The following is a 26,260-nucleotide window of genomic DNA, read 5'->3' on the forward strand; positions in this document are numbered from 1 at the left end:
TCTTGCTCATGATCAGGGTCTCCTGGTCGGTCTGATCAGAGCTTAGCGCCTGGTCCGAATTTCGGGGGCCACTTCAGCTCTATGACTCGGCAATGTAGTTCCACGTTCAGCGGACGGCCTCGTAACGGTCATCCTGTTTGGCCTTCTCAATTGCCAGGGCTTGATAAGTACGCCCCTCCTCATAGTCCTTGCGGGTGACTACCGTCAACATCTCGAGGAACATGTCGTACACAGTGTCCTGCCTCCGCCAGATAAAGTCGTCACCATTGCCAACGGTCAACGCTTGATGAGCATGACTGGAGTTGTGGTCATCGGCGAAGGCACGGAGATAGGCTAGGATGTAAACCGTCGTTGTTCATTTTACTGCCGAGCACTGTGTTCGCTTGGGCATTCACAACAGAACTCGAAAAATCATAACATAACCACTTGTATTTATAGCAACATATTCATTATCATATGATATTAACCTTATTTTGGCCATGAAAATCAAAGATATTCATATGATGAAGCTTTGGAAAAAAAGCGTTAACGGTGTTAACGAGAAGTATGGGCTATTGGCTCATCGTCTCTTTTGGCTCTGCGTCCTCGGACCGATCCTATCAGCAGTTTTTTTAGCTTGGTTCTACGGCTTATTTTCGCTTCCATTTGATCGATCTCTCTCAGGGGTGGAGAACTTCTACCAAAGGGCTAAAGTTTTCTTGGGGGTAGCAGCATTATCTATTCCTATTGGTGCAACATTCGCAAGGGTGCACAGCTCATCCCAAAATGCAAGAAACATAGTTTCTAGCACGGAGCAAAACAACTTCAGGAATGCCCTAGACCATGCTCAATTCTTCGAAGAGCAACTGTCCTCTCATTGTAAACAAAAAGAGAAGGGCATGGCTGCTTACCATATGAACAAGGATCCTTTCTTTCATTACAAACTCCTCTTTCCAGAATCCATGAATGGAAGTTTTGAAAACAACAAACTAGAGGGTATTGTAGATCAATTATTGATTCACATCTCTCGCCACTGCTCCCAGCCTGGGGATATCACAGCTGCCAAGAAAATTAACGACAAAATCGAAGAGGTCTTTCAATACCTTGAAACACCGATATTCATAGGTTGGCAAAGAAAGAATGCTAGATTGATAACCCCAGGATACCTAAGTGTGGAAGACACCAGCTTCGAAACCACCGAAAATATTGGCGAAAACTTGCACTTATACAATCTAATAGGCGAAGCTATCAGCCCATTAAAAGTATGGAAAATTGGCTTAGACCTAGTCGACCACAACACAGCCTATTTTATAAACCAAGCAGCCTCTATCATAGAAGACTACGAAACGAATTTTTTATCAAAAGTCGTTGAAAATCTTGACTTTGAATCATTAAAAGACCTAGATAGCGATGAGGCTGACCGTGTTTTACATCAAAAATACATTGAATGCCTAGACCTCTATAAGTCAAAGGGAAATAGTATAAAGCTCTGGGTCGACGCGGTGGCAACAGACCAATGTTTTTAGCTATCTTTTCAAAATACCTTGCAGATGCAAGATATGATAATACTGACAAGATTAAATGGAGGAACTTTCAGTTTATTTTCTCGCCTGTGTGGCCGGTTTTTTGCTCACTACCAATGACAGGATGGTAAGACGAATAAGGCGTGGCTATGTACACCCTAGTGATCACTGCTCGGCGCCGCACTGACAGGCAGACCGACGCGGGCCGTAGGATGGACGCCGGGGACGCACAGCTTATAGAATATTCGTTCGCCTGTGTGCCATGGTTTGTTTTTTCTAAGCACCCGAGACAGGTCAGGCGCTCGATCTGGAATTGACATGAGCCATCAAGACAAGCAGGAATAAAAGATGTGGGATGAGATACCTCAGATTGAGCATCACAATGCCTCAGAACTTCTGAAACACTTCATTACCAACCAAAGTGCTGGCATTATTTATAGAGGGCTAGGCCATCAGACTTGGACTCTCAGCCCATCAATTTCAAGGGCCACAGGGTCTCGCAAGCTGAATGCCGACTACGCTGATGACTCAAGGGCATTTAAGGAAATCGCGTACTTGGCAAGATTTGTAATTGCTTGCGATGATGCCGGGCTAAAAGTGGCTGGAGATAGCGACCAGTTAAGAAAATTTCTATTAGAACCAAGAGGGAAGAACAGTCAAGGACATGTCGTAGATTTATTTAAGTACCCCAGCCTTTGGCCGTCAGATGACAATGCTGTATTTCACTTCCTTGCACAAGCACAGCATCACGGGGTTCCTACACGACTCTTAGACTGGACAACTTCACCATTAGTTGCTTGCTACTTCACTGTTTCCCAGGCCATACATGAACGGAGAAGGCTGCTTTCACAGAGAGAAGATGCAAACCTTTCAGAGTGGATGCTAGCCATTGTAGAACTTGACACAATTCAAGCAGGAGGATTCAAGGAAACCTTTAGGATTAGACATGCTCCAGGCTCCACCAGCCAAAACTTAGCCGCTCAGAAGGGGCGCTTTACGTTTATCAAAGGTTTTGAGCTTAGTGATCTTGATCTTTTGAATCATAGACATTCCCGTAACTACCTAAAAAGGCATCTTCTCCCTCTTTCGGAAGCAAAAAATCTGATGCGACAGATAGAAATGTTAGTCGTAACTACGGCGACACTCTTTCCTGGCCACGATGGTGCTGCGAAAGACTCAATTGAAACCATGCTTCTGGAAGATTTGGATCAGGAAATTAGGGATTTTTTCTCACCTCAAGTGTAGCAATCAAAAAGGCAGCCATCGTGCCAGCGAGGTTGACTGCAAATTCAGCATGTCGAGGACTCGGCTTAACTGGCCGAGGCCCTTGGCCATGAGCATCTCCAACTTTATTACGAAGCTCACCAAGACCAGTGACTATGTTAGAACACCCTCCGAGAATACGCTTGAAGGTTTCCTCCATATGTTGTTCTGGAGCAAGGTTCAGTGCTAGTGATGCCTTACGATACAAAGCTGGCAAGTCATCGCTTCTGCCTGAGTACTCCTGTCCATCCACTTCTTCTATGATGTGCTTGCAGACACTTTCAATTAGAGACTTAGCCATTGTGATTGCACCTTCAGGGTCCGATGCTCTTCGAGACAGTGTCTTCTGCCAGGCCATATGAACATGAGTCGAGTCAAAGTTTCCAAGTGTATCGGTAATGGCCATGTCAGATGGAGCACCTACTTGCTCCAGCTTGTCGAGAAGAGGCCTAAACTCGCTCCAGATGAACTGTCTTCTAGGTTCATACTGCTCGATTTGTTTGATGAAACTCCAGAACTGGCTTGGTGAACGGCATGTCTTGACCATCTGAGGGACGAGCTGCGCTATGCTTGGCTCATTTAGCAAAGCGACTCGAATCTGAAAGTATTCGAAATCGCTAGCATCCCCACCTGTGGCGCGGTCCACCATCATGTTCTGCATTGATTCAGCTTGCTCTAGTAGGAACTGTCTATCCATCGATTGTCCTCAGCGATTAAGCCCATTTGCCAGCACCTCAGACACAACTGTACAATTCCTCGTAATCGCTGGCTACGCGAATGGCTACAGTAGCGGCTACAGATGGCTACTCCAATCGCGTAACATACTGATTTCAATGGGAGGTGCTGGAGCAAGGGCGATTCCCTTCACCCGCTCCAAGTGCTACTTCCCTCCGTGCCTTCGCACCCATACTGTTGCCACGCCTGAGCTTGCCATGGCCCTCTACCTGCTGGTCTTTGTCGTCTGCCTGCTGATCTTCGGCGGCATGGTCGGCCTGCTGCTGCTCACCGGTACTCCCCGCTTTCGTACCGACCCCGAGCGACTGCTGGCACTTTTCGACCAGGCGCTGGAAAGCCGTGTCGACGAGAGCGAGTGGAACGCCATCATGGGGTACCCCATCCGCCACGACGACTACCTGGATGGCGTGCGCCGTCGGGCCCAGCGCCTGATGAACGATCACGGCAACCACGGCCGCGCCGCGAGGGGCAAGCCGCTGCTGGACGAAAAGGGGCATGACGAGCTCGAAGCACTACGCGCCCACCTGGCGCGACGTCAGGCACTGCGCGAACGTCAACGCAGCGTGAAATGAGACATTCTACCGCACGGGGTAGGATAGTGCTTCGCCCGCTGTACGGAGGGAGACCGCCATGTCCAGCGTGATCCGCCAGATCCCCCTCGATACCGCCACGCGACATCATGCTCACGACTACCATCAGGTCGTGATCGGCCTGCAGGGCCAGGCGGAATTCGAGATCGAGGGACTCGGCGGCGCCATCTCGGCGCTTTCCGGCTGTATCGTGCCGGCCAACCATGTGCACTACTACGCAGGTACCGGCGACAACCGTCAGCTCATCCTTGACCTGCCGACACGGTCCGCCGCCCTGACCGGCCCCCAGCGAGAGCTCGCACGCCTCTTCGATGCCCCGCGCTTCTTTACCCTGGATGACCCGCTCAAGCGCTACATGGCATTCCTGCTGCTGGAGCTGGAGCACTCGACACCCGATGCTCACCAGGGGGACCGTCTCGCCGCAACGCTGCTGGGCTGCCTACACGCCCGACTGGCGCGTGAAACGCCAGCCTCCCCTCCCAGGCTCGATATGGTGCGCCTGGAACGTTTCATCGAGACACATCTGGCACACCGCCTCAGCGTCGCCGACCTCGCGCGGGTGGCCTGTCTCAGCGAGGCCCACTTCCGACACTGCTTCCGCCAGCAGACCGGACTCTCACCCTGGCAATACGTGCGACGCCGTCGTCTCGAGGCCGCCCGCAGGCTGCTCGATGACACGCATCTATCGCTGACCGAGATAGCGGAACTGACGGGGTTCAGCAGCCAGAGCGCCCTCTCCCGTGCATGCCGCGAGAGCTACGGACAGCCCCCAAGTCGCCTGAGACAAACCACCCTCACCAGTCACTAAGACTAAAGTCTATCCATCTAACGCTATCGTCGGAAAAGTCACGCGTTTTTTGCAACAACTCCCGCGGAATCCACAAGCATCACCGCCGCCAAGCACCTACAGTCAGGGGTGAGGCCAGGCTGCAACAACCTCGCCCGCATGGCGCGGTGCAGTGCAGAAGGCGCTCCGGTACCGAATACCGCACTCATCGAAGGAGGTCACCCAGAAAACGAACCGCCGCGATATCCCAAGAGCCCTGGCATAGTGCCATCGAGATAACAAAGCCAAGAAAGCGGTGCCCGGCTGCCGAACCCTCGGCACAGGCATCAACGACGCGGAGCCAGGCTCCGCCCTGATGAACTGGAGAGTTTTCATGGAAACTGGTGTATGGATCAGCCTAATGGGCTACTTCGTACTCATGATCGCCATCGGCGTTTATGCAATGCAGAAGGCCACCTCGTCGTCCGAGGATTATATGCTGGGCGGACGCGGCCTGAGTCCCAAGGTGGCCGCGCTATCTGCCGGTGCCTCGGACATGAGCGGCTGGCTGCTACTGGGGCTGCCCGGGGCGCTGTTCGTGTCGGGGCTAGGCTCGGCATGGATCGGCATCGGCCTGCTGGTGGGCGCCTTCTTCAACTGGACCCTGGTCGCCCCGCGTCTGCGTGAGCAGACCGTCCACTACGGCAACGCGATCACCATCCCCGAGTTCCTGGCCAACCGGTTTCCGACCCGCGCCCTGTCACTCAGGACCGTGTCAGCCATCGTCATCGTCGTCTTCTTCGCCGTCTACACCGCCTCCGGCCTGGTGGCGGGCGGCAAGCTGTTCGAGAGCGCCTTCGCCGGCATATTCAACTTTGGCGGCTTGAGCGACTATGCAGCAGGAGTCGTCATCACTCTTGGCATCGTGCTGGTCTACACCGTCATCGGCGGCTTTCTGGCCGTCAGCATGACCGATTTCGTGCAGGGCTGCATCATGATGCTGGCGCTGGTGATCATGCCGGCAGTGGTACTCTTCGGCGAAGGCGGCGGCGGCTACTCCCAGGCCTCACAGACGCTCAACGAGGTAGATCCCACCCTGCTGACCTGGACCGAGGGGCTGACGGTCATCGGCTGGCTGTCGGCGGTCACCTGGGGGCTGGGCTACTTCGGTCAGCCGCACATCATCGTGCGCTTCATGGCCATTCGCAGCCTCAAGGAGGTTCCGACAGCGCGCAATATCGGCATGTCCTGGATGGCCATCTCCCTGATCGGGGCCGTCTCGCTGGGCCTCTTCGGACGGGCCTACGCCGTGCGCAACGGGATGAACATCGAGGACCCCGAGACCATCTTCATCATCCTCGCCGATCTGCTGTTCCATCCGCTGATCACCGGCTTCCTCTACGCAGCGCTGCTCGCGGCGATCATGAGCACCATCTCCAGCCAGCTGCTGGTCTCCTCCTCATCGCTGACCGAGGACTTCTACCGGCTCTTCCTGCGCAAGCAGGCATCCGACAAGGAGACGGTCGCGATCGGTCGCCTCTGCGTGGTGCTGGTGGGCATCGTCGCCGTGATCATCGCCTCCAATCCCGACTCCCAGGTCCTTGGCCTGGTAAGCAACGCCTGGGCAGGCTTCGGTTCGGCCTTCGGCCCGCTGATCATCCTCTCGTTGATGTGGCGGCGCACCAACGGCGCCGGCGCCATCGCCGGCATGGTGGTAGGCGCCCTCACCGTCATGATCTGGATCTCGCTGGGCTGGAACGGCTCCTTCATGGGCGGGCCCGGTATCTACGAGATCATCCCCGGCTTCATCGCCGCCTGGGTGGCCATCATGGTGGTCAGCCTCGCCACTACCGATGCCGGCGAGTATCAGCATATCGAGCGGTAATTCGGTGCCCGAGGGCGCCGAACCCAGCAACACCACGTGGCCCCGCAACCGGGGCCATTAGCAGGAGAGATCAACCATGAATCACGCCACCCCGGGTTCCCAGGGGGTCGAGAACGTCCTCCGCGCGCGCATCCGCGACCACTATTCGATCGATGAAGCCAGCGTGCTGAAAGGACTGGTGGAGCAGCTGCGCCTTTCCGAAGAGGAGCGCCGTCGTATCGCCGAGGCCGGCGCCAACTACGTGGCGCGGGTGCGCAAGGAAACCTCGCCGAGCATGATGGAGTCGTTCCTGGCCGAATACGGGCTCTCCACTGCCGAGGGCGTCGGTCTGATGTGCCTGGCCGAGGCGCTGCTGCGCGTGCCCGATGCGGAGACCATCGACGACCTGATCCACGACAAGATCGAGCCCTCCGACTGGGGCGCGCACCTGGGCAAGTCCTCCTCGTCGATGGTCAACGCCTCGACCTGGGCGCTGATGTTGACCGGCAAGGTACTCGAAGACGATCCCAAGGGCCCGGTGCGCGCGCTGCGCGGCCTGGTGCGACGCATGGGCGAACCTGTGGTGCGCACCGCGGTGGCTCAGTCGATGAAGATTCTCGGCCGCCAGTTCGTGCTCGGCCAGACCATCGAGGAAGGCATGAAGAATGCCCGCGAACTCGAAAAGCAGGGCTACACCTACTCCTACGACATGCTGGGCGAGGCGGCGCGCACCGACGCCGACGCCCTGCGCTATCACCAGGCCTATGCCACGGCGATCGAGGCGATCGCCAAGCAGGCCAAGGGCGACGTACGCTCAAGCCCCGGCATCTCGGTGAAGCTCTCGGCGCTGCATCCACGCTACGAGACCACGCACCGCGATACCGTGATGAGGGTCCTGGTGCCCCGGGCCCAGGAGCTGGTGAAGCAGGCCGCCAGGGCCAACATCGGTTTCAACATCGATGCCGAGGAGCAGGACCGTCTGGATCTGTCGCTGGACGTAATCGAGGCGCTGCTCTCCGACCCGGAGCTCGACGGCTGGGACGGCTTCGGGGTGGTGGTACAGGCCTATGGGCGCCGCGCCGCACCAGTGATCGAAGCCCTTCACGAGATGGCCAAGCGATTTGACCGCAAGATCATGGTGCGGCTGGTGAAGGGGGCTTACTGGGACACCGAGATCAAGCTGGCCCAGGAGATGGGCGTCGAGACGTTCCCGGTCTTCACCCGCAAGGTCAACACCGACGTCAGCTACATGGCCTGCGCGCAGATGCTGCTCGATCGGCGCGATCGCATCTACCCGCAGTTCGCGACCCACAACGCCCATACCTGCGCGGCGATCATCGCCATGGCGGGCGGCGACAAGGAGAGCTACGAGTTCCAGCGCCTGCACGGCATGGGCGAGTCGCTGCACCATATCGTCAAGCAGTCGGAGGGCACCCACTGCCGCATCTATGCCCCGGTCGGCGCACACCGCGACCTGCTGGCCTACCTGGTGCGCCGCCTGCTGGAGAACGGGGCGAACTCCTCGTTCGTCAATCAGGTGGTGGATGACACCATCCCACCGAGCGAGGTCGCCAAGGATCCGGTGGCCGAGATGCAGCGCCTGGACGGCGCCATCGCCAGCCCGTCGATCCGCCAGCCCGGCGAGCTGTTCGCCCCCGAGCGCAAGAACTCCCGGGGCTACCGGATCAACGAGCCGGCCTCGATCCTGCCGCTGATCGAGGCCCGCGAGGCCTTCGCCGATACCACCTGGACGGCCGGCCCGATGCTCGCCGGCGGCCCGGCGCCCCAGGGCAAGGCGCGTGACACGCACTCCCCCGCCGACACCTCCCGGGTGGTCGGCCAGGTCCACGAGGCGACCAGTGAGGAGGTGGCCGCCGCGCTGGACGCCGCCGAGGATGGCTATCGCGAGTGGTCGGCGCGGCCGGCGGCGGAGCGCGCCGAGGTGCTGCGCCGCACCGCCGATCTCTACGAGGAGCACATCGCCGAGCTGACCGTGATCTGCACTCGCGAGGCCGGCAAGATGATGTTCGACGGCATCGCCGAGGTGCGCGAGGCGGTGGACTTCCTGCGCTACTACGCCAACGAGTGCGAGCGCCTCGAGGCCGAGGAGCCCGGCAGCGCCCGCGGCCTCTTCGTCTGTATCAGTCCGTGGAACTTCCCGCTGGCGATCTTCACCGGCCAGATCGCGGCCGCGCTGGGTGCTGGCAACGCCGTACTCGCCAAGCCCGCCGAGCAGACGCCACTGATCGCCGCCCGGGCCGTCGAGTTGATGCGCGAGGCCGGGCTGCCCGAGGCGGCGCTGCAGCTGCTGCCCGGCGATGGTCCGACGGTGGGTGGCCCCTTGACCAGCGACCCGCGCATCGCCGGCGTCTGCTTCACCGGCTCCACCGAGGTGGCACAGATCATCCACAAGGCACTCGCCCAGAATGCCGGGCCCGATGCGGTGCTGATCGCCGAGACCGGCGGACTCAACGCCATGATCGTGGACTCCAGCGCGCTCACAGAGCAGGCGGTGCGCGACATTCTGATCTCATCCTTCCAGTCGGCCGGCCAGCGCTGCTCGGCGCTGCGCATGCTCTATGTCCAGGAGGAGGCACGCGAGCGACTCTTGACCATGCTCGACGGTGCCATGGACGCGCTGGTGATCGGCGACCCTTGGAACACCGACACCGACGTCTCACCGGTGATCGACGCCGAGGCCCAGGCCGACATCGCTGCCTACGTGGAAGCCCAGCGCCAGGCCGGCCGGCTGCTGAAGACGCTGCCCGCCCCGGCAGAGGGCACCTTCGTCACCCCGGCGGTGATCGAGGTCGACGGCATCGGTGATCTCGAGCGTGAGATCTTCGGGCCGGTGCTGCATGTGGCCACCTTCAAGGCGCGGGAGATCGACGAGGTAGTCGATGCGATCAACGCCAAGGGGTATGGGCTGACCTTCGGTCTGCACACCCGCATCGACGATCGCGTACAGCAGATCGTCGAGCGGATCCATGTCGGCAACGTCTACGTCAACCGCAACCAGATCGGCGCCATCGTCGGCTCCCAGCCCTTCGGCGGCGAGGGGCTCTCGGGCACCGGGCCCAAGGCCGGCGGGCCGCTCTACGTCACCCGCTTTCGCCGCACCGCCGAGGTTGAGCGTCATGAGGCGCCGAGGGGCGACGCCGTCTCGATCGGCGATCTGCAGTCGGCCCTCGACGGCCTCGACCCGCGCAACTGGGCGGCGCGGCCTGACCGGGTCGAGGTGCTGCGCCGGGCGCTCTCCGGCCAGCGCGGCGTGATCCGCAAGGCGCTAGCCGAGACGGCGTCTCTGGACATGACGCCGCAGTCACTGCCGGGACCGACCGGAGAGAGCAACCGGCTCGCGATGTACCCCAAGGGACCGGTGCTCTGTCTCGGCCCGACGCTGGATATCGCCGTCGCCCAGGCGGTGCAGGCGCTCGGTGCCGGCTGCCCGGCGCTGATCGTTGCACCGGGCGCGGCCGAAGCCGTGCAGCCCCTCGAGCGGGCCGGGGCACCGGTCGCCGGGCTCGACGGCCGCGTCTCGGCAGATACGCTGACTGCGGTCGAGGGCTTCGTGGCGGTGGCCGCCGCCGGCAGCAGCGACTGGACCCGAGAGCTACGCCGGGCACTCGCCGAGCGCGACGGGCCCATCGTGCCATTGGAGACCCAGACCATCGCGCCGGAGCGCTACGCGGTGGAGCGCCACCTCTGCATCGACACCACCGCAGCCGGCGGCAACGCCAGCCTGCTGGCCACGGCCGAGTAGAACGCGGGAGAGGCACCCCCTCTCAGCCCGTCCACAGCATGCAGGCCTTCGCCTGACCCTCCCCACCAGCAGGCCGCCCTCGGGCGGCCTGCATCATTTCTGCAGGTGTGCCATCGCCTATTTTCGCCCTGCGTGACAGACCCAACGTTGAAACAACGCAAAATCTGCGGCATGCATCTAAAATAAATGATCGGTGGCGGTGTCCTACCGCGCCAACGCTTGCAGGAGCCAAAACCATGCACAAGAGAACTCTCACCATCCTGATCGCGACGAGCGTTGCCGTCACCGCCAGCACCCAGGTCTTCGCCTACGGTGCCGGCGACTTCTTCGCCCGCCTCGGCGTGGCCAAGTTCGCTCCCAAGAGCGATAACGGTTCGCTGGCCAACGGGACACTCGATGTTGATGTCGAGGACGATAGCGCCTTCGCCTTTTCCCTGGGCTACCGATTTACCGACAAGCTGGGCGTCGAACTGCTGGCCTCGGAGTCCTTCGACCATGACTTCACACTTGCTGGTGGTGCCGCTACCGGTTCGACAGACCATCTCCCCCCGACCCTGGCCGTACAGTACTATCCGCTGGGGGGGACCGATGCCTATGTCCAGCCCTATATCGGCGTAGGCGTCAACTACACGACCTTCTCCGACGAGAAGCTCGACGGTTCCAGCGCAAAGCTTGAATTGGATGACTCCTGGGGGGCAGCCGGCCAACTGGGGGTAGATCTGCTGATCGACGACCGCTGGGCCCTTAGCGGCGCAGTCTGGTATATGGATATCGATTCCGACGCCAGCCTGGATGGGAATGACATCGGCAAGGTCGAGCTCGACCCGATACTGGTCATGGGTGGCATCAGCTACCACTTCTGACCATCCCCACCCCCTACACAACAGGGCCCGCCACTGGCGGGCCCTGACACATAAGCGCCTGGCAGTCAGGCACCCCATGATCGGCCAGGTTCGGATTGTTGTCCTATCCCTTACCAGGCGCCACTATCCTGAGAGAGCCTGCCCCATCAGCAGCAAGGCAAACAGCCCCAGAGCCAGCAGGCTCCAGGGGGGCGTCAGCATACGATTCTGCCAGCCGCGCCTGGGCAACACCCCATAGGGACGCAGGAAGGCCGCACCCAGGGCCCAGATACCCAGCACTATCAATGGCAGGCGCCCCGCAAGCGGCAGGCCAGTGATCAGCTCCGGGCGCAGCAGCAGCCACACCGCCAGCCCCGCCGCCAGCAGCAGGGCCAGCAACGCCACCTCCTGACCGTATCGCGACTCCTTACGCCACATGGTCACCCCCGTCTCTATCCACTGACTTCAGTGAAGACGATTCCCCCCGTTCTGGCGACCCTGAAGACGCTCCGGACGCGCCGCGACACTCTGTCACCTCGGATAAAAAACCTTGCGCTGGATCAACGTGCGGCGCCTAACGGCTCGTTAACATGAGCATGAAATCCGATGCGGCACCCCGTCGCAGAAAGCCAGCCACCAGGAGCCGAAGCATGCGCAAGAGCCCCCTCTCAATTCTGATTGCGGCGAGCGTCGCCGCCGCCGCCGTTACCGTCAGCAGCCAGGCCCTGGCCTACGGCGCCGGTGACTTCTTTACCCGTCTCGGCGTGGCCAAGGTCGCGCCCAAGAGCGATAACGGCACAATTCTTGGTGACGCAGAAGTCGACGTCGAAGACGACAGCGCCTTTGCCTTCACCTTGGGCTATCGCTTTACCGACAAGCTGGGCATGGAGCTGCTGGCCGCCGAGCCATTCGATCATGATTTTCAAGTCGGCAACATCACGGGCGGCTCTACCGATCACCTCCCGCCGACCCTAACCCTGCAGTACTATCCGCTGGGCGGCACCGACGCCTATGTGCAGCCCTATATCGGCGTGGGCGTCAACTACACCCGCTTCTCCGACGAGCAGCTTGATGCCGATCTTTCGGTCGAACTGGATGACTCCTGGGGAGCCGCCGGGCAGCTGGGTGTCGATCTGTTGATCGATGACCACTGGGCGCTTAATGGCGCGGTCTGGTACCTGGATATCGACAGCGATGTAAAGGTCGGCGGTGCCGACGCCGGCAAGGTCGAGATCGACCCGGTCGTGGTGATGGGCGGCATCAGCTACCGCTTCTGATTCCACCTCACGCCAGACACAACAGGGCCCGCCATTGGCGGGCCCTGTTGTGTCTGGCGTGCTGTTGTCCTGTTGTGCTGTTGTAGCAGGGCCTGGCGGCCAGTCAGCTCGTTACCGACTCAGTTGTCGGTGATCAGGCGATCGATCTCCTCCACCACCTGGCACAGCAGCAAGCGGTCGCTGGCACGTCCCCCCTGCTGGGCAAAATAGGCTGTCAGAGCCGGGGCCACATCACAGCGCGCCGGCAGTGGAGCGCGCCGCTCCACCAGGGCGTCCAGCCGGGCGATAAACACGAAGCGCAACCACTGGGGAAGCGCCATGGTATCGACGCAGAAGGGCTCCTGGCTGTCGAATGCCGAGGGCTCGGGTGTCTCCATCTGCCACAGGTTGGCGGCCTTCATGGTGGCCTCGAGCCGGCGCAGGGACTTGTCGAGTTCGTCGTGAACCGTCATCGGGGAAGCTCCCAGTCGAGTGTGGCGTCATTATCCCGCCCCCGGCGACCCGTGGCCACCCGCCACCTCAAGGATCACGGCATCGCCCCCCGGCCCAGATGGTTATCCCCCGTTCATGGCTCATTCACAGTTTCCGTGAACGGCCCTGTGGATAACCGCTGGAAAGAGTTCGCTAACCCCGATGCCATGGGAGACAGCGAAGGGCGATCAACATTTGATCACCCCCCGGCACATCCTCGCCGAACCTGCTGACAGTCTGGTGATGCCAAGGTAGAGTGCACGCTCAGACAAGCGGAGATGCCATGCAACCCATCCACACCCTTCACGACTTCTTCGTGCGCAGCGGGGCCGAGGTACGCCTCTACCACCTGGGCCGGCGCGTGGAGCCCTGCGAGATGGCGACCCTGGAAGCCCTGGAGGCCGGCTCGGCGCCCTGGCCTGTCCCCTGGCAGGGCCAGGCTCGGCTGGGTCTGGTCTTTCGCCTCGGCGACATGCCCGACCCGCTGATCTGGTTCCTGGCACTGCCCCTGGATGAACAGGGCCGGCTCGACCCGGCATCCCGCGATGCCTTCGTGCAGCGGCTCCTCGAGACCCTGGGTCGGAACGTGGCCAATGTCGGACGCGAGAATGGCCAGGCGGTGGATAACCTGATGAAGGACAACCCGCTGGCCTTCACGCCGTCCCTCCCCTTCCAGGCCATGCTTCACGCCCTCGCCAGCCATGACCTGGGACGAGCGGCCAGCTCGCACCTGGAGCCGGTAGAGGCCTATCTGAGTGGTCAGCAGACGCGCGACTGGCAGGCCCTCGGCCTCCAGGGGCTGGCCGACTTCGCGGTACGCATGGGTGACGAGGAGCGTCGCCAGCTGGCCCGGCGGCTGCCCGACCTGCCCACCGAGATGCTCACCTCGCTGTGCTACTGTCTCGAGCATGTCGCCATCGATGACCGGCTGGCCCAGGCGCTGCGCGCCCGGGGCGAAGCAGCCGCCGAGGCCGGCGATGTCGAGACCCTGTGTGCCTGTGTACGAGCGGCGTCGACCAGCGAGGCCGCCGGAGACTGGTTCGACAGCCTGCTGGCCGATGCCCACGCCTGTGGCCCCGACCTGCTGGCGGCCATCGCCGCGCGCGGCTGGCCGCTTCTCGAGGATGGTCAGCGGTTGCCGTGCTACCTCGAGCGCCTGGCAAGCTGCAAGCAGGCGGACTTCATGAGAGTGGCCCGCGACCTGGCCCTGATCCCCAGGCTGCGACTGCCCGTGCTGATGACCTTGCGCGAGGCGCCCGCCGACTCGCCCATCGGCAAGCGGCTCGCGGCCCTGACGCGCTGAGGCGAAGACGATCCATGACAATGATGAAGGAACTGCCCTATACCCCCAAGGCGATCATCGGCCGACGGGAGATGGTCGAGCTGACCGACATGCAGCTGGTGTTGTGCGCCAAGGCGGATACCGGGGCGCGTACCTCGGCGCTGCACGCGGAGGACATCACGACCTTCGAGGAAGACGGAGAGCCGTGGGTCAGCTTCACCATCCCCGGCAGCGGCCCCGACTCGCCGCCCCACGTCTTCCGCATGCCGCTCCACGACCGCCGCAAGGTACGCAGCTCCAACGGCCAGCAGGAGTGGCGCTATGTGGTCCGCACGCCCATGCGGCTCGGCACCCTCGAGTACCCGGTGGAGTTCACCCTGACCGACCGACGCGAGATGCGTCACCCCATGCTGCTGGGCCGACGCGCCCTGCGTCGTCTGCTGGTGGCTCCCGGCGCCTCCTTCCTGCACGGCGACCCCTGAATTCGCTTTTCCACCCCTCCGGAGCGACTCGATGCATTTCGCACTGCTGTCACGCAACCGCAACCTCTACTCCACTCGACGCCTGGTGGAGGCCGCCGAGCAACGCGGCCACACCACGCGAGTGGTCGACACCCTGCGCTGCTACATGAGCATCGCGGCTCACCAGCCATCGATCCACTACAAGGGCGGGGAGCTGGAAGCCTTCGATGCCGTGATCCCGCGGATCGGCGCCTCGGTGACCTTCTACGGCTGTGCGGTACTGCGCCAGTTCGAGATGATGGGCACCTATGTGCTCAACGACAGCGTCGCGATCACACGCTCGCGTGACAAGCTGCGCTCGCTGCAGCTGCTCTCGCGCAAGGGGCTTGGCCTGCCGATCACCGGCTTCGCCCACTCCCCCGATGACATTCCCGACCTGATCACCATGGTCAAGAATGCCCCGCTGGTCATTAAGCTGCTCGAGGGTACCCAGGGGATCGGCGTGGTGCTGGCCGAGACCAACCAGGCGGCGGAGAGCGTGATCCAGGCCTTCATGGGCATGAAGGCCAACATCATGGTTCAGGAGTACATCAAGGAGGCCAGGGGGGCCGATATTCGCTGCCTGGTGATCGGCGACAAGGTGGTGGCGGCCATGAAGCGTCAGGCCGCCGAGGGTGAGTTCCGCTCCAACCTGCACCGCGGCGGCACCGCCAGCGTGATCCGGATCACACCGGAGGAGCGCTCCACGGCGATCCGTGCCGCCAAGGCCATGGGGCTGCGAGTGGCCGGCGTCGACCTGCTGCGCAGCAATCACGGCCCGGTGATCATGGAGGTCAACTCCTCTCCCGGCCTGCAGGGCATCGAGAGTGCCACCGGCAAGGATATCGCCGGTCTTATCATCGAACACCTGGAGAAGAATGCCACCCCGGCACGCAAGGCACCGCCTAAGCCCAAGGGGTAATTGCCAGTTGCGCACAAGCCAGGCTCAATGGGCATCGTGATTTCCGCACTTATTCCATTCCGGGGCTAGCAAAACAGTGTTTTCCCCGCCACAATCTGCGTCACCAAAGGGGGTGACCGCTCATGTTTCTCGACAATCGCCAGGTGGCGATGGACAGCGTGCTGGAAGCGCTGGCTGACAGCATCGACTACTTTCAGGACAATCTGGAGCGCCTGAGGCCGTCGCTGCGCGACGCACTCAAGCCGCACTATGAGGCACGCAGCCGGTCCATGCGCGAGCTGCAATCACTCGCACGGGAGCATCTCAACATGCTGCCGCGGGACGCCGATGTCGAGCGCGATGACTACATGTGGCTGTGGAGCCGATTGAAGAGCTTCGTCGGCAACGAACGCCAGGTGGTGATCGGCGAGCTGCTGGAGCAGGAGCGGGTGCTGATGCAGTCGCTCTCCAACCTGATGACCCACCCCCTGCCCGACGAGCTGGAGTCGAAGGCGGAGGAGTGCTGGAGGGGCTGCCGGGCGCTGATCCGCGAGCTCTATGCCCTGCAGAAGACGCGGGACAAGCGGCGCTGAGGTCCCTTCTCAGCGCTTCTCACCCGACGGCGTATCGACCGCCCAGCCCTCCTGGCCAGCCTCGCCCCCCCGCGGGGTGATGACCAGCGGCTCGCGGGGTCCCAGGAAGTAGGGCTCACGCTCCCACAGATAGAGATCCCCCAGGGTAGCCAGTCGCGCTACCCACTCCCGTGCCGCCAGCCGCCACCGCCCCTTTACCCTCCGCTCCCTCACCGCACAGCCCTGGGCCTCGATCCCCAGCGCCTCGGCGATAAACAGTGCCCGCGGCAGATGCCATGCCTGGGTGATCAACAGCGCACGCTCCACGCCGAACACTTCTCGCGCCCGAGCCAGCGTATCGAAGGTGCTGAAGCCGGCATAATCCAGCGTCATGGCCGTTTCGGGTACCTCACGACCACGCAGATCACGCCACATGGTGATGGGTTCGTTGTAGGAGAGGGTGCGATTGTCACCGGAGAGCAGCAGATGGTCGATGCGCCCCAGGCGCAGCAGGCGGGCCGAGGCGCTCATGCGCGCCTCGAAATAGGGGTTGCGGGTTCCGCTGCGGGTCCAGTGGGAGGTACCGAAGACGATACCGACCCGCTCGGCATGGCACTGAGGAAGGTGATAGTCGATGCGTTCGCGGGTCTGCCCCAGCACCCACAGATTGGCCACCAGCAGCAGGAGTCCCGCCATCAACACCAAGGTGCCCAGCGCCATCAGGACGGCCCGAAGGATCCGCCATGCCACCCGCTTCATCGGCACCTCCTGTTCCCTCAGCGCTCTCCCCCCGCTGGTCGATCATCGCGAGGTCAACGGCGCGAGCCGCTAGAACATGCCGAGCTCGAGCTTGGCTTCGTCGCTCATCATCTCACGACTCCAGGGCGGGTCGAAGACGATCTCCGTATGCACCTTGCTGACCTGAGGGGCGCCAAGGATCTTGTTGCGTGCATCGGCGGCGATCACATCCCCCATGCCGCAGCCGGGGGCGGTCAGCGTCATGCGAATGGTGACGATACGCTCGCCGCTGATCAAGCGCTCGATCCGACAGCCATAGACCAGGCCCAGATCGACGATATTGACCGGAATCTCGGGGTCGAAGCAGGTGCGCAGCTGGTCCCACACAAACTGCTCGAGCTCCTCATCCGTGGCATCCTCATGCAGGGTCGGGCGCGGCATGGCCTCGAGACCCACGGCATCGAGATTGGCGCCCTCGATCAGGTAGAGGCGCCCCTCGTAGCCCACGCTGAGCGTACTGCCCTTGGCCTGCATCACGCTGACCACGCTATCCTCGGCAAGCGTCACGCTGTTGCCGAAGGGAATGGCGATCACCTCCACATCACGCTGCAGGGGCAGCTCCTGCCCCTTGTGAAGGCTCGCAATCTGCTCGATGTCGCTCATGGCATTCCTTTTCTAGCGGTTCCTTGTCCGACCACTGCTCACCTGCCCATGGCTTGGACCCATGGCTTACCTGACCATGCCGATCACGCGCTCCAGGGCATCGGCAAAGATGTCGATCTCGTCCAGGGTGTTGTAGGCGGCAAACGACGCCCGGCAGGTCGCATCGACACCGAAGTGGGCGAGCAGCGGTTGGGCACAGTGGTGCCCGGTGCGAATCGCCACCCCGAGCTGGTCGATCAGCAGGCCGATATCCTGGGCGTGGGCACCATCGACCACGAAGGAGAGCACTCCGGCCTTCTTCGGCGAGGTGCCCAGGATACGCAGGCCGTCGATGCGCAGGACCCGCTCGGTGGCATGGGCCAGCAGCCGCCCCTCCCAGGCGCCGATCGCCTCGACCCCGACGCCACTCACCCACTTCAGTGCCGCGCCAAGGGCGATCACCTCGGCAATGGCCGGCGTGCCGGCCTCGAACTTGTGGGGAATCTCGGCGAAGGTGGTCTCGGCCTCGAAGGAGACGGTGGCAATCATCTCCCCCCCTCCCTGCCAGGGTGGCATCGCCTCGAGCAGCTCGGTCTTGCCATAGAGCACGCCGACCCCGGTGGGGCCATAGACCTTGTGGCCGGAGAAGGCGTAGAAGTCGGCATCGAGATCGCGCACGTCTACCGCCTGATGGGGCGTGGCCTGGGCACCATCGACCAGGATCCGCGCACCATGAGCATGGGCGATGGTCGCCATTTCCTTGACCGGGTTGACGGTTCCGAAGGCATTGGAGACATGGTTGACCGCGACCAGCCGGGTGCGCTCGCTGAACAGCTCGCGATAGGCATCGAGATCCAGCGTGCCATGGGCGTCTACCGGGATCACCTTGATGGTAAAGCCGATCTCGGCGGCCAGCAGCTGCCAGGGCACGATATTGGAGTGGTGCTCGAGGCGCGAGACAAGCACCTCGTCACCGGCCTGGAGGTTGGCACGCCCCCAGCTGTTGGCCACCAGGTTGATCGCCTCGGTGGTACCGCGGGTGAAGATGACCTCGCGGCTATCGGCGGCATTCAGGAAGCCGCGCACCGTCTCCCGGGTACCCTCGAAGGCAGCGGTGGCCTCATCCGCCAGGGTGTGCAGCCCGCGGTGAATGTTGGCGTTGTAGCCACCGTAGTAGGCGGCGAACGTGTCGATCACCTGCCGCGGGGTCTGGCTGGTCGCCGCATTGTCGAGATAGACCAGCGGCCTGCCATGCACCTGGCGCGTGAGAATCGGAAAGTCGGCGCGAATCGCCGCGACGTCGAGGCTCGACGTCGCGGGGCCGCGGGTGGCCAGATCGGTCATGGCAGGCTCCTCCTCAGGATATCGCGGTCGCTCTCACTCATGGCCCTTACTCATCACCCAGGGCCACGGCGGTTTCCACCAGCCCGGCCAGGTTGAAGCGCTCGGGCAGCTTGCCGGCGACGGCGAGCTCCACACGCTCGGCGATGGCATCCAGCCCCACCGCCTCGAGCACCTCACCCGCGAAGGCCAGGGTCAGCAGACCCCGAGCGGTCTGGCGATCGATTCCGCGAGCGCGCAGGGCATAGATCGCCTCCTCGTCGAGCTGTCCCGTGGTGCAGCCGTGGGTGCACTTGACGTCATCGGCGTAGATCTCGAGCTCGGGCTTGGCATCGATCTCGGCGCGATCGGAGAGCAGCAGGTTGGCGTTGCTCTGGAAGCCTTCGATCTTCTGACTGTCGGGCTTTACCACCACCTTGCCGTTGAACACGCCATGCGAGCGATCGTCGAGGATGCCCTTGTAGTTCTCGTTGGAGAAGGTGCGCGGCGCATTGTGGTTGGCCAGGGTGTGGCTGTCGACATGCTGGCGACCCTCGCCATAGAACAGGCCGTAGAAGTCGCTGGTCGCGTTCTCGCCATTCAGCTCGCTGATCAGGTCGGTGCGCACCAGGGCGCCCCCCAGGTTCAGGTTGAACGAGGTATAGCGGCTGTCACGGGCCTGCTCGACATGGATCGACGCCACATGCAGATCGGCGAGCGGCGCCTCCTGAAGCTTGTAGTGGGTGAGCAAGGCGTTACGCTCGAGGATCACTTCCGCCACCAGGTTGGTGAAGTTGGCGGCGCCCTCCTCGCCCACATGATGCTCGACCAGGGTCGCCTCACTGCGCCCGCCGGCCTGCACCAGAACGCGGGGATGGCTCATCACCGGTGCCTCGCCGTTACGGGAGAGGAACTGCAGGATGATCGGCTTCTCGACCACGGTGCCCGGCGCCAGGCGCAGCACGGCGCCCTCCTCCATAAAGGCGGTGTTCAGCGCCGAAAAGGGCGAGAACTCGACCCCGGTGAGGCGCCCCAGCGGTCCGCCTACCGCCTCGTGATTCTCGGCCAGTGCCACCGACAGGGGCTGCAGGGAGACGCCCTCCGGCAGGCCATCGAGCTGCGACAGCGACGCCGAGAAGATGCCGTCGACGAAGGTCAACCGATAGGCATCGATGGGCAGGGTCAGCGTCGCCGCGCTGGCCGGGGAGAAGTCGGCATCGCCGGCCAGGGCGAAGTCACCCCGGGCGATGGCGCGAACATCGGTATACTTCCACGCCTCGTCGCGGCGGGTGGGAAAGCCCATCGCCTCGAAGCGAGCCGCGCCGGCCTGCCGACGCGCGGCAATCCAGGTCGGCTCGCCAGCGCGGTCGGCACGCGCCTCGGCCAGACGGTCGAGAAAACGCTGTGTATCTTCACTCATGCGACGGACTCCTCCAGCACCCAGTCATAGCCACGGGATTCGAGCTCGCGAGCCAGGTCCGCGTCGCCGCTCATGGCGATGCGGCCGTCGACGAGCACGTGAACCCGGTCGGGCACGATATAGTCGAGCAGGCGCTGATAGTGGGTCACCAGCAGGATGGCCCGCTCCTCGGAGCGCAGCGAGTTGACCCCATCGGAGACGACCTTCATGGCATCGATGTCGAGGCCCGAGTCGATCTCGTCAAGCATCGCCAGGCGCGGCTCCAGCACCAGCATCTGCAGGATCTCGTTGCGCTTCTTCTCGCCGCCGGAGAAGCCTTCGTTGACGGAGCGCTGCAGGAAGCTGGCATCCATCTGCATGAGCGCCGCCTTCTCCTTGATCAGCTTCATGAACTCGGGAGCCGGAATCTCACCGAGCCCCTGAGCCTCGCGCTTGGCATTGAGCGCGGCCTTGAGCAGATAGATGTTCTTGACCCCCGGAATCTCTACCGGGTACTGGAAGCCCAGCAGCAGGCCCGCACAGGCACGCTCCTCGACGGACATCTCCAGCACGTCCTGGCCGTCATAGGTGATGCTGCCGCTGGTCACCTCATACTCTTCCCTGCCGGCGATGACCGCCGAGAGGGTCGACTTACCGGAGCCGTTGGGCCCCATGATGGCGTGCACCTCGCCGGCATTGATGGTCAGCGACAGACCCTTGAGGATTTCATTACCCTCGACGGAAACGTGTAGATCCTTGACTTCGAGCATCGTGAATACCTTTTAATTCAAATAAGCGATTGGCAACAGTGTGATCAGCCGACGGAGCCTTCGAGGGTGACCCTAAGCAGCGCTTCGGCCTCGACGGCAAACTCCATGGGCAGCTCCTGGAAGACGTCCTTGCAGAAGCCGTTGACGATCATGCTCACGGCGTCCTCCTCGGAGATGCCGCGGCTCTGGCAGTAGAAGAGCTGGTCATCGCCGATCTTGGAGGTGGTGGCCTCATGCTCCACGGTCGCGGTGCTGTTGCCGATCTCCTGATAGGGGTAGGTGTGGGCGCCACACTGATCACCGATCAGCAGCGAGTCACACTCGGTAAAGTTACGCGCGCCCTTGGCACGGGGACCGATCTTCACCAGGCCCCGATAGGCCTGGTTGCTGCGCCCGGACGAGATCCCCTTGGAGATGATGCTGGAGCGCGACCCCTCGCCGATATGGATCATCTTGGTGCCGGTGTCGGCCTGCTGGCGGCCACCGGTCACTGCCACGGAGTAGAACTCGCCGATGCTGTGCTTGCCGCGCAGCACGCAGGAGGGGTACTTCCAGGTGATGGCGGAGCCGGTCTCGACCTGGGTCCAGCTAATGCGCGAACGGTCGCCACGGCAGTCACCGCGCTTGGTGACGAAGTTGTAGATACCGCCCTTGCCATCCTCGTCGCCGGGATACCAGTTCTGCACGGTGGAGTACTTGATGTAGGCATCGTCCAGCGCCACCAGCTCGACCACCGCCGCATGCAGCTGGTTCTCGTCGCGCATCGGCGCGGTGCAGCCCTCCAGGTAGGAGACCTGGGCGCCCTCCTCACAGATGATCAGGGTGCGCTCGAACTGCCCGGTATTCTCGGCGTTGATGCGGAAGTAGGTGGAGAGCTCCATGGGGCAGGTCACGCCCTTGGGCACGAATACGAAGGAGCCGTCGGTAAATACCGCCGAGTTGAGCGCCGCGAAGTAGTTGTCGGTCTGGGGCACCACGGTGCCGAGATACTGCTTGACCAGCTCCGGATACTCCTGCACCGCCTCGGAGATGGAGCAGAAGATCACCCCGGCTTCGGCAAGCTTCTCCTTGAAGGTGGTGGTCACGGAGACCGAGTCGAAGACGGCATCTACCGCCACGCCGGCCAGGGCGGCGCGCTCATGCAGCGGGATCCCCAGCTTCTCGTAGGTCTCGAGCAGCTTGGGATCCACCTCATCGAGGCTCTGGGGACGATCCTCGGGGCGCTTGGGCGCACTGAAGTAGGAGATGGCCTGGTAGTCGATAGGCGGAAAATCGAGATGAGCCCAGGAGGGCGGCGTCATCTTCAACCAGGCACGGTACGCCTTGAGACGCCACTCGAGCATCCACTCCGGCTCGCCCTTCTTGTTCGAGATAAAGGCGATGACGTCCTCGTCAAGGCCCGGCGGTAGCGTCTCGCTCTCGATGTCGGTCACGAACCCCTCTTTGTATTCGCGACGGACAAGCTGTTCCATTTCTTCAGTTGCCATGATCTCTCCCCTCCCGGACATTGGGCCGGCGAGACGGGCTCGCCGATTGAATCTGATGAAGCTTGGGTGCTCAGGCCGTATCGGCGGCCAGGCTCACGCTCTGGATGGGCAGCTGTACCGGCAACTTGATCGGCGTGGGGCTGGCCAGATGTGCCAGGGTCACGCTGCCGAGCAGGGTGCGCACACCCAACGATACGCGCTGCCAGTTATCGGCGACGCCGCAGGTGGCGGCCAGTTCACAGTCGCCGCCGTCATGACTGCACTCCGTCATCGCCACCGGCCCTTCGATGGCGGTGATGATATCGATAGTGGTGATCTCGGAGGCAGGCCGTGCCAGCGAGTAGCCCCCCAGGGCACCGCGGCGAGACTCGAGCAACCCCGCCTTGACCAGCATCTTCAGCGTCTTGCTGACGGTGGGATGCGGTAGCTGGACGGCCTCGGCGAGATCGGCCGCGGCCTGGGGATGCTCGGGGTGACGAGCAATCTGGGCCATCACCACAGCGGCGTAGTCGGTCAGCCGCGAGAGCTTGAGCATGGCGAGCCTCCTGTGGACGAACGGCCCAGCGATATGCCGTGCCTCAATAGCGGACCATTTTAGTCCCATATGATTTCGATGTGAAGCCCGCCCCGCGAATTCCCTTGTCCAGCCGGCAGGATAGCGGCATGATCGACGCCGATAGCATCAATAAACGCAATCGTTATCATTTGCGAAAACTATCAGCGGCTCGTCTGGGTCAGGCCTTTTTCACGAACTGGGACTTCAGCTTCATGGGGCCGACACCCTCGACCTTGCAGTCGATATCGTGGTCACCCTCCACCAGCCGAATGCTCTTGACCTTGGTGCCCACCTTTACCACCTGGGAGGAGCCCTTGATCTTGAGGTCCTTGATCACCGTGACGCTGTCGCCATCGGCCAGCAGATTGCCGTTGGCATCACGCACCTCGAGGCCAGTGTCGGCGGCCTCGTCACCGGCTTCCCCGGACCACTCATGGCCACACTCTGGACAGACATACTGGATGCCGTCCTCGTAGGTATAGGGAGAGTTACAGGCAGGACAGGCGGGAAGTTCGCTCATGACAGGCTCCAGACGAGAGGGGTTGAAGGCTGCCAAGCCTACACCGCGGCGCTGCGGGTCTCCAGCCAACACATGACGACCAGGGCCCGGCCTGGCAGGATTGACCCATCCAATGTGTAGAAGGAAGCAGCATGCAGGAGGGTCCAACCACGGTTTTCGGTGGCACCGATTTCCTCGGCCGCGCCGTCGTGCGGGAGCTGGTGGAGGCGGGCCGCCCGGTGCGTATCGCCTCACGCCACCCGAGTCTGCCCGCATGGCGCGAGCCCGGAGACCGGGTCGAGGCCATGACCTGCGACATTCGCGACGAGGCACAGGTGGCGGCGGCCCTGGAGGGCAGCACCGCCGCGATCAATGCCGTCAGTCTCTACGTGGAGCAGCCCCGGGCGGGGCTGACCTTTACCGCGATTCATGAGCGGGCCGCTGGCCGCCTGGCAGGGATGGCGTGGGAGGCCGGCATCTCGCGGCTGGTGCATGTCTCAGGCATCGGCGCCGATGCCCGCTCCCCCTCCGCCTATGTGCGTGCCCGGGCCGCCGGCGAACAGGCCGTGCTCGAGGCCATGCCCAAGGCGACCCTGCTGCGTCTCGGCGTACTGTTCGGCCCCGATGACGCCCTGCTGGCCAACCTCGCCCGGCTGGTACGCCTGCCGCTGGTGCCGCTGTTCGGTCGCGGGGCGACCCGCCTGCAGCCGGTGCATGTGGATGATGTGGCTCGTGCCGCGGCACGTCTCACCGCGACACGACCCGTCGAGCGGCGGCTCTTCGAGCTCGGTGGGCCCGAGGTATTGACCTACCGGGAGCTGGTCGAGCGCGTGGCGGCTCAGCTCGAGCGCCACCCGCGACTGCTGCCGCTGCCCTTCTTCGCCTGGCGCCTCGCCGCCACCCTGCTCTCCCCGCTCCCCTCACCGCCCCTGACGCGGGACCAGGTACTGCTGATGCAGCGCGACAACCTCGCCGACCCGGACGCGGGAAGCTTCGCCGACCTCGGCATCATGCCGCGCACGCTGCATGACAGCCTGCCGCGCTGCCTGGCGAAAGATTGAAGAGCTGGGCACGAGTCAGGAAAGTCAGTCGCCCAATGAGCCGAGGCGACCAGCCTGAACCACTTCAATCCAATAACCATCGACATCCTTGATGAAAATCACATCTTTCAGCTTGCCTTGATCCGAGCGCTTGACGAACTCAACATCGTTGGCATCGAACCAGGTCTCAGCTGCTGCTAGATCCGGCACACTGAAGCAGATGTGACCGAACCCCTGAGGCTCGGCATTGCCGTCATGATAGATGCGTCCCTCTTGACTCTCGGCTCCCCAGTTGTGGGTCAGCTCAAGTACGCCACGCTGGTTGAAAGTCCAGACGGTGCGCTCACTCGCATCATCGGGAACGGACTCGCCGGCTTCGGGACGTGCCAAAAAGTAGAGAGAGAACTGCATGGCCTCGAAGTCGAGCCGGCGCAGCACTCGCATGCCAAACACCCGGGTATAAAACTCTAGAGACGCCTCAGGGTCTTTTATTCTCAACATGGTGTGATTAAGGCGAAAGCCTTCGGTCTCGGATGGAGGTGTATTAACGCCAGGGTACTGTTCACCAGAAAAACTCATTTCAGAACTCCTTGACTAATTCAAAGTAGAGAAAAAGCAGACATGTTATGGACTTACATCAGATTGCTTTCTGCCTCATCAGCTGGCCGATATGTTCGGCCTGTCGGATGGCCAGGGATACAATCGTCAGGGTCGGGTTCTCTGCACCGGAGGTGGTGAACTGACTGCCGTCGGAGATGAAAAGGTTGGAAACCTCATGGGTCTGGCCATAAGAATTGCAGACCCCTTCTTCGGGGCGTTCACTCATCCGGCAGGTTCCCAGGTTGTGTGTTGAGGGATAAGGCGGCACCTCGTAGATATCTCTGGCCCCCACCGAGCGGTAGAGCTCTGCGCCCTGCCGGTAGCCATGCTCGCGCATGGCAATGTCGTTGGGATGATCATCATAATGGACATTTGCAACGGGCAGCCCGTATCGGTCGGTAACGTCAGGGCTGAGGGTTACTCGGTTGCTTTCTTGAGGTAGGTCTTCGCCCACCAACCACATGCCCGCCATGTTCTCGTACTGATCTAACGCACCTGTAAAGCGCGGCCCCCAAGCTCCGGGATCTAGGAAGGCCGCCATGAACGGCAATCCCAGAGACAATGTCTCCATCTCGTACCCACCGACGAAGCCGCGCTCAGGGTCATGATGGGCCTCATCAGAGATGATGCCAGCCATGGTTGTGCCACGGTACATGTGCACGGGCTCCTCGAAGGTGGCATAAACCGACCCAGTCATGTGGCGCATATAATTGCGCCCCACCTGGCCCGAGCCATTGGCAAGTCCCTCTGGGAACAAGTTGCTAGCTGAATTAAGCAGAAGGCGAGGCGTTTCAAGGGAGTTACTGTCGACGCCGGAGCTATAAGTCCGTAAATCATCAAAACAGATTGTCCCCCCGACCCGCATGACCTTTCCTTGCTGG

26 protein-coding genes are annotated in these 26,260 nt (G+C 62.1%); 13 read left to right on the forward strand and 13 right to left on the reverse strand.

What is annotated here, in order from left to right; translation table 11 throughout:
* Positions 1-500: 500 nt before the first annotated feature.
* Positions 501-1,505 carry a hypothetical protein gene (locus tag Q0894_RS14545; protein WP_299236651.1) on the forward strand — a complete coding sequence of 335 codons (1,005 nt, stop codon included), beginning with the start codon at positions 501-503 and terminating at the stop codon, positions 1,503-1,505.
* Positions 1,506-1,850: 345 nt separating this feature from the next.
* Positions 1,851-2,747 carry an FRG domain-containing protein gene (locus Q0894_RS14550; protein WP_299236653.1) on the forward strand — a complete coding sequence of 299 codons (897 nt, stop codon included), beginning with the start codon at positions 1,851-1,853 and terminating at the stop codon, positions 2,745-2,747.
* On the opposite strand, the gene Q0894_RS14555 is transcribed toward Q0894_RS14550, so the two are convergent.
* Positions 2,719-3,462: an abortive infection family protein gene (locus Q0894_RS14555; protein ID WP_299236655.1), complete on the reverse strand. Its 744-nt coding sequence runs from the start codon at positions 3,460-3,462 to the stop codon at positions 2,719-2,721. The two genes, Q0894_RS14550 and Q0894_RS14555, sit on opposite strands and share 29 nt — an antisense overlap.
* A 235-nt stretch (positions 3,463-3,697) precedes the next feature.
* Here Q0894_RS14555 and Q0894_RS14560 point away from each other — a divergent pair, with 235 nt between their 5' ends.
* From Q0894_RS14560 to Q0894_RS14580, 5 genes are all read left to right on the forward strand, one after another.
* A complete protein-coding gene (locus Q0894_RS14560) occupies positions 3,698-4,072 on the forward strand; it encodes a hypothetical protein (RefSeq protein ID WP_299236657.1) in 375 nt (124 codons plus the stop codon).
* Between the two features lie 58 nt (positions 4,073-4,130).
* The gene (locus Q0894_RS14565; protein WP_299236659.1) at positions 4,131-4,898 is read left to right on the forward strand and encodes an AraC family transcriptional regulator; all 768 of its coding nucleotides are present in this window, start codon (positions 4,131-4,133) and stop codon (positions 4,896-4,898) included.
* A gap of 352 nt (positions 4,899-5,250) precedes the next feature.
* Positions 5,251-6,741 carry a sodium/proline symporter PutP gene (putP, locus tag Q0894_RS14570; protein WP_299236661.1) on the forward strand — a complete coding sequence of 497 codons (1,491 nt, stop codon included), beginning with the start codon at positions 5,251-5,253 and terminating at the stop codon, positions 6,739-6,741.
* Between the two features lie 76 nt (positions 6,742-6,817).
* Positions 6,818-10,483 carry a bifunctional proline dehydrogenase/L-glutamate gamma-semialdehyde dehydrogenase PutA gene (gene putA / locus Q0894_RS14575; RefSeq protein WP_299236663.1) on the forward strand — a complete coding sequence of 1,222 codons (3,666 nt, stop codon included), beginning with the start codon at positions 6,818-6,820 and terminating at the stop codon, positions 10,481-10,483.
* Between the two features lie 236 nt (positions 10,484-10,719).
* Complete coding sequence (locus Q0894_RS14580) at positions 10,720-11,346, forward strand: OmpW family outer membrane protein (protein ID WP_299236665.1); 627 nt, start codon at positions 10,720-10,722, stop codon at positions 11,344-11,346.
* Positions 11,347-11,469: 123 nt separating this feature from the next.
* Here the strand turns inward: Q0894_RS14580 and Q0894_RS14585 are convergent, their stop codons facing one another.
* Positions 11,470-11,769 (reverse strand): hypothetical protein, encoded by a 300-nt coding sequence (locus Q0894_RS14585; protein ID WP_299236667.1) that lies wholly within the window; start codon positions 11,767-11,769, stop codon positions 11,470-11,472.
* A gap of 206 nt (positions 11,770-11,975) precedes the next feature.
* On the opposite strand from Q0894_RS14585, the gene Q0894_RS14590 reads away from it, so the two are divergent.
* The gene (locus Q0894_RS14590) at positions 11,976-12,602 is read left to right on the forward strand and encodes an OmpW family outer membrane protein (protein ID WP_299236668.1); all 627 of its coding nucleotides are present in this window, start codon (positions 11,976-11,978) and stop codon (positions 12,600-12,602) included.
* A 119-nt stretch (positions 12,603-12,721) separates the two neighbouring features.
* On the opposite strand, the gene Q0894_RS14595 is transcribed toward Q0894_RS14590, so the two are convergent.
* Positions 12,722-13,054: a YqcC family protein gene (locus tag Q0894_RS14595; protein WP_299236670.1), complete on the reverse strand. Its 333-nt coding sequence runs from the start codon at positions 13,052-13,054 to the stop codon at positions 12,722-12,724.
* A gap of 302 nt (positions 13,055-13,356) precedes the next feature.
* Between Q0894_RS14595 and Q0894_RS14600 the strand changes: the two genes are divergently transcribed.
* From Q0894_RS14600 to Q0894_RS14615, 4 genes are all read left to right on the forward strand, one after another.
* The gene (locus Q0894_RS14600; protein ID WP_299236672.1) at positions 13,357-14,376 is read left to right on the forward strand and encodes a DUF3549 family protein; all 1,020 of its coding nucleotides are present in this window, start codon (positions 13,357-13,359) and stop codon (positions 14,374-14,376) included.
* A 23-nt stretch (positions 14,377-14,399) separates the two neighbouring features.
* On the forward strand, positions 14,400-14,837 hold the full coding sequence (locus Q0894_RS14605; RefSeq protein WP_299236699.1) for a RimK/LysX family protein: 438 nt from the start codon (positions 14,400-14,402) through the stop codon (positions 14,835-14,837).
* Between the two features lie 31 nt (positions 14,838-14,868).
* Complete coding sequence (gene rimK / locus Q0894_RS14610) at positions 14,869-15,777, forward strand: 30S ribosomal protein S6--L-glutamate ligase (RefSeq protein WP_299236674.1); 909 nt, start codon at positions 14,869-14,871, stop codon at positions 15,775-15,777.
* A gap of 122 nt (positions 15,778-15,899) precedes the next feature.
* The gene (locus Q0894_RS14615; protein ID WP_299236676.1) at positions 15,900-16,349 is read left to right on the forward strand and encodes a hypothetical protein; all 450 of its coding nucleotides are present in this window, start codon (positions 15,900-15,902) and stop codon (positions 16,347-16,349) included.
* 9 nt (positions 16,350-16,358) lie between these two features.
* On the opposite strand, the gene Q0894_RS14620 is transcribed toward Q0894_RS14615, so the two are convergent.
* From Q0894_RS14620 to Q0894_RS14655, 8 genes are all read right to left on the reverse strand, one after another.
* A complete protein-coding gene (locus Q0894_RS14620) occupies positions 16,359-17,087 on the reverse strand; it encodes an ElyC/SanA/YdcF family protein (protein ID WP_299236678.1) in 729 nt (242 codons plus the stop codon).
* A gap of 69 nt (positions 17,088-17,156) precedes the next feature.
* Positions 17,157-17,729, reverse strand: coding sequence for a putative Fe-S cluster assembly protein SufT (sufT, locus tag Q0894_RS14625; protein WP_161422451.1), 573 nt, complete (start codon positions 17,727-17,729; stop codon positions 17,157-17,159).
* A 66-nt stretch (positions 17,730-17,795) separates the two neighbouring features.
* Complete coding sequence (locus tag Q0894_RS14630; protein WP_299236681.1) at positions 17,796-19,052, reverse strand: cysteine desulfurase; 1,257 nt, start codon at positions 19,050-19,052, stop codon at positions 17,796-17,798.
* Positions 19,053-19,098: 46 nt separating this feature from the next.
* Positions 19,099-20,448, reverse strand: a complete 1,350-nt coding sequence (sufD, locus tag Q0894_RS14635; protein ID WP_299236683.1) for a Fe-S cluster assembly protein SufD — start codon at positions 20,446-20,448, stop codon at positions 19,099-19,101.
* The gene (sufC, locus tag Q0894_RS14640) at positions 20,445-21,197 is read right to left on the reverse strand and encodes a Fe-S cluster assembly ATPase SufC (protein WP_195687201.1); all 753 of its coding nucleotides are present in this window, start codon (positions 21,195-21,197) and stop codon (positions 20,445-20,447) included. The genes sufD and sufC overlap by 4 nt, the downstream gene beginning before the upstream one ends.
* A gap of 44 nt (positions 21,198-21,241) precedes the next feature.
* On the reverse strand, positions 21,242-22,684 hold the full coding sequence (gene sufB, locus Q0894_RS14645; protein ID WP_299236687.1) for a Fe-S cluster assembly protein SufB: 1,443 nt from the start codon (positions 22,682-22,684) through the stop codon (positions 21,242-21,244).
* 70 nt (positions 22,685-22,754) lie between these two features.
* A complete protein-coding gene (locus Q0894_RS14650) occupies positions 22,755-23,219 on the reverse strand; it encodes an SUF system Fe-S cluster assembly regulator (RefSeq protein ID WP_299236689.1) in 465 nt (154 codons plus the stop codon).
* A 199-nt stretch (positions 23,220-23,418) separates the two neighbouring features.
* Entirely contained in the window at positions 23,419-23,760 is a 342-nt protein-coding gene (locus Q0894_RS14655; protein ID WP_299236691.1) for a zinc ribbon domain-containing protein YjdM, read from the reverse strand.
* Between the two features lie 131 nt (positions 23,761-23,891).
* Here Q0894_RS14655 and Q0894_RS14660 point away from each other — a divergent pair, with 131 nt between their 5' ends.
* Positions 23,892-24,800 carry a complex I NDUFA9 subunit family protein gene (locus Q0894_RS14660; protein WP_299236693.1) on the forward strand — a complete coding sequence of 303 codons (909 nt, stop codon included), beginning with the start codon at positions 23,892-23,894 and terminating at the stop codon, positions 24,798-24,800.
* A gap of 24 nt (positions 24,801-24,824) precedes the next feature.
* Here Q0894_RS14660 and gloA read toward each other — a convergent pair whose 3' ends face one another.
* Entirely contained in the window at positions 24,825-25,358 is a 534-nt protein-coding gene (gloA, locus tag Q0894_RS14665) for a lactoylglutathione lyase (protein ID WP_299236695.1), read from the reverse strand.
* Positions 25,359-25,416: 58 nt separating this feature from the next.
* Positions 25,417-26,260, reverse strand: an 844-nt coding sequence (locus Q0894_RS14670; RefSeq protein WP_299236697.1) for a GMC family oxidoreductase, incomplete at its 5' end; no start/stop codon positions are given.

This window comes from uncultured Halomonas sp., from assembly GCF_947501415.1.
Taxonomy (GTDB): Bacteria; Pseudomonadota; Gammaproteobacteria; order Pseudomonadales; family Halomonadaceae; genus Halomonas.

What these genes read in the sequence shown, in the direction of transcription:
- Q0894_RS14555 (WP_299236655.1), bottom strand. Translation starts at nt 3,462, where the DNA reads ATGGATAGACAGTTCCTACTAGAGCAAGCTGAATCAATGCAGAACATG.
- Q0894_RS14580 (WP_299236665.1), top strand. Translation starts at nt 10,720, where the DNA reads ATGCACAAGAGAACTCTCACCATCCTGATCGCGACGAGCGTTGCCGTC.
- Q0894_RS14565 (WP_299236659.1), top strand. Translation starts at nt 4,131, where the DNA reads ATGTCCAGCGTGATCCGCCAGATCCCCCTCGATACCGCCACGCGACAT.
- sufT (WP_161422451.1), bottom strand. Translation starts at nt 17,729, where the DNA reads ATGAGCGACATCGAGCAGATTGCGAGCCTTCACAAGGGGCAGGAGCTG.
- sufC (WP_195687201.1), bottom strand. Translation starts at nt 21,197, where the DNA reads ATGCTCGAAGTCAAGGATCTACACGTTTCCGTCGAGGGTAATGAAATC.
- Q0894_RS14630 (WP_299236681.1), bottom strand. Translation starts at nt 19,052, where the DNA reads ATGACCGATCTGGCCACCCGCGGCCCCGCGACGTCGAGCCTCGACGTC.
- sufB (WP_299236687.1), bottom strand. Translation starts at nt 22,684, where the DNA reads ATGGCAACTGAAGAAATGGAACAGCTTGTCCGTCGCGAATACAAAGAG.
- Q0894_RS14620 (WP_299236678.1), bottom strand. Translation starts at nt 17,087, where the DNA reads ATGAAGCGGGTGGCATGGCGGATCCTTCGGGCCGTCCTGATGGCGCTG.
- putP (WP_299236661.1), top strand. Translation starts at nt 5,251, where the DNA reads ATGGAAACTGGTGTATGGATCAGCCTAATGGGCTACTTCGTACTCATG.
- Q0894_RS14600 (WP_299236672.1), top strand. Translation starts at nt 13,357, where the DNA reads ATGCAACCCATCCACACCCTTCACGACTTCTTCGTGCGCAGCGGGGCC.
- Q0894_RS14650 (WP_299236689.1), bottom strand. Translation starts at nt 23,219, where the DNA reads ATGCTCAAGCTCTCGCGGCTGACCGACTACGCCGCTGTGGTGATGGCC.
- Q0894_RS14655 (WP_299236691.1), bottom strand. Translation starts at nt 23,760, where the DNA reads ATGAGCGAACTTCCCGCCTGTCCTGCCTGTAACTCTCCCTATACCTAC.
- rimK (WP_299236674.1), top strand. Translation starts at nt 14,869, where the DNA reads ATGCATTTCGCACTGCTGTCACGCAACCGCAACCTCTACTCCACTCGA.
- Q0894_RS14550 (WP_299236653.1), top strand. Translation starts at nt 1,851, where the DNA reads ATGTGGGATGAGATACCTCAGATTGAGCATCACAATGCCTCAGAACTT.
- Q0894_RS14545 (WP_299236651.1), top strand. Translation starts at nt 501, where the DNA reads ATGATGAAGCTTTGGAAAAAAAGCGTTAACGGTGTTAACGAGAAGTAT.
- Q0894_RS14560 (WP_299236657.1), top strand. Translation starts at nt 3,698, where the DNA reads ATGGCCCTCTACCTGCTGGTCTTTGTCGTCTGCCTGCTGATCTTCGGC.
- putA (WP_299236663.1), top strand. Translation starts at nt 6,818, where the DNA reads ATGAATCACGCCACCCCGGGTTCCCAGGGGGTCGAGAACGTCCTCCGC.
- Q0894_RS14590 (WP_299236668.1), top strand. Translation starts at nt 11,976, where the DNA reads ATGCGCAAGAGCCCCCTCTCAATTCTGATTGCGGCGAGCGTCGCCGCC.
- sufD (WP_299236683.1), bottom strand. Translation starts at nt 20,448, where the DNA reads ATGAGTGAAGATACACAGCGTTTTCTCGACCGTCTGGCCGAGGCGCGT.
- Q0894_RS14660 (WP_299236693.1), top strand. Translation starts at nt 23,892, where the DNA reads ATGCAGGAGGGTCCAACCACGGTTTTCGGTGGCACCGATTTCCTCGGC.
- gloA (WP_299236695.1), bottom strand. Translation starts at nt 25,358, where the DNA reads ATGAGTTTTTCTGGTGAACAGTACCCTGGCGTTAATACACCTCCATCC.
- Q0894_RS14595 (WP_299236670.1), bottom strand. Translation starts at nt 13,054, where the DNA reads ATGACGGTTCACGACGAACTCGACAAGTCCCTGCGCCGGCTCGAGGCC.
- Q0894_RS14615 (WP_299236676.1), top strand. Translation starts at nt 15,900, where the DNA reads ATGTTTCTCGACAATCGCCAGGTGGCGATGGACAGCGTGCTGGAAGCG.
- Q0894_RS14605 (WP_299236699.1), top strand. Translation starts at nt 14,400, where the DNA reads ATGAAGGAACTGCCCTATACCCCCAAGGCGATCATCGGCCGACGGGAG.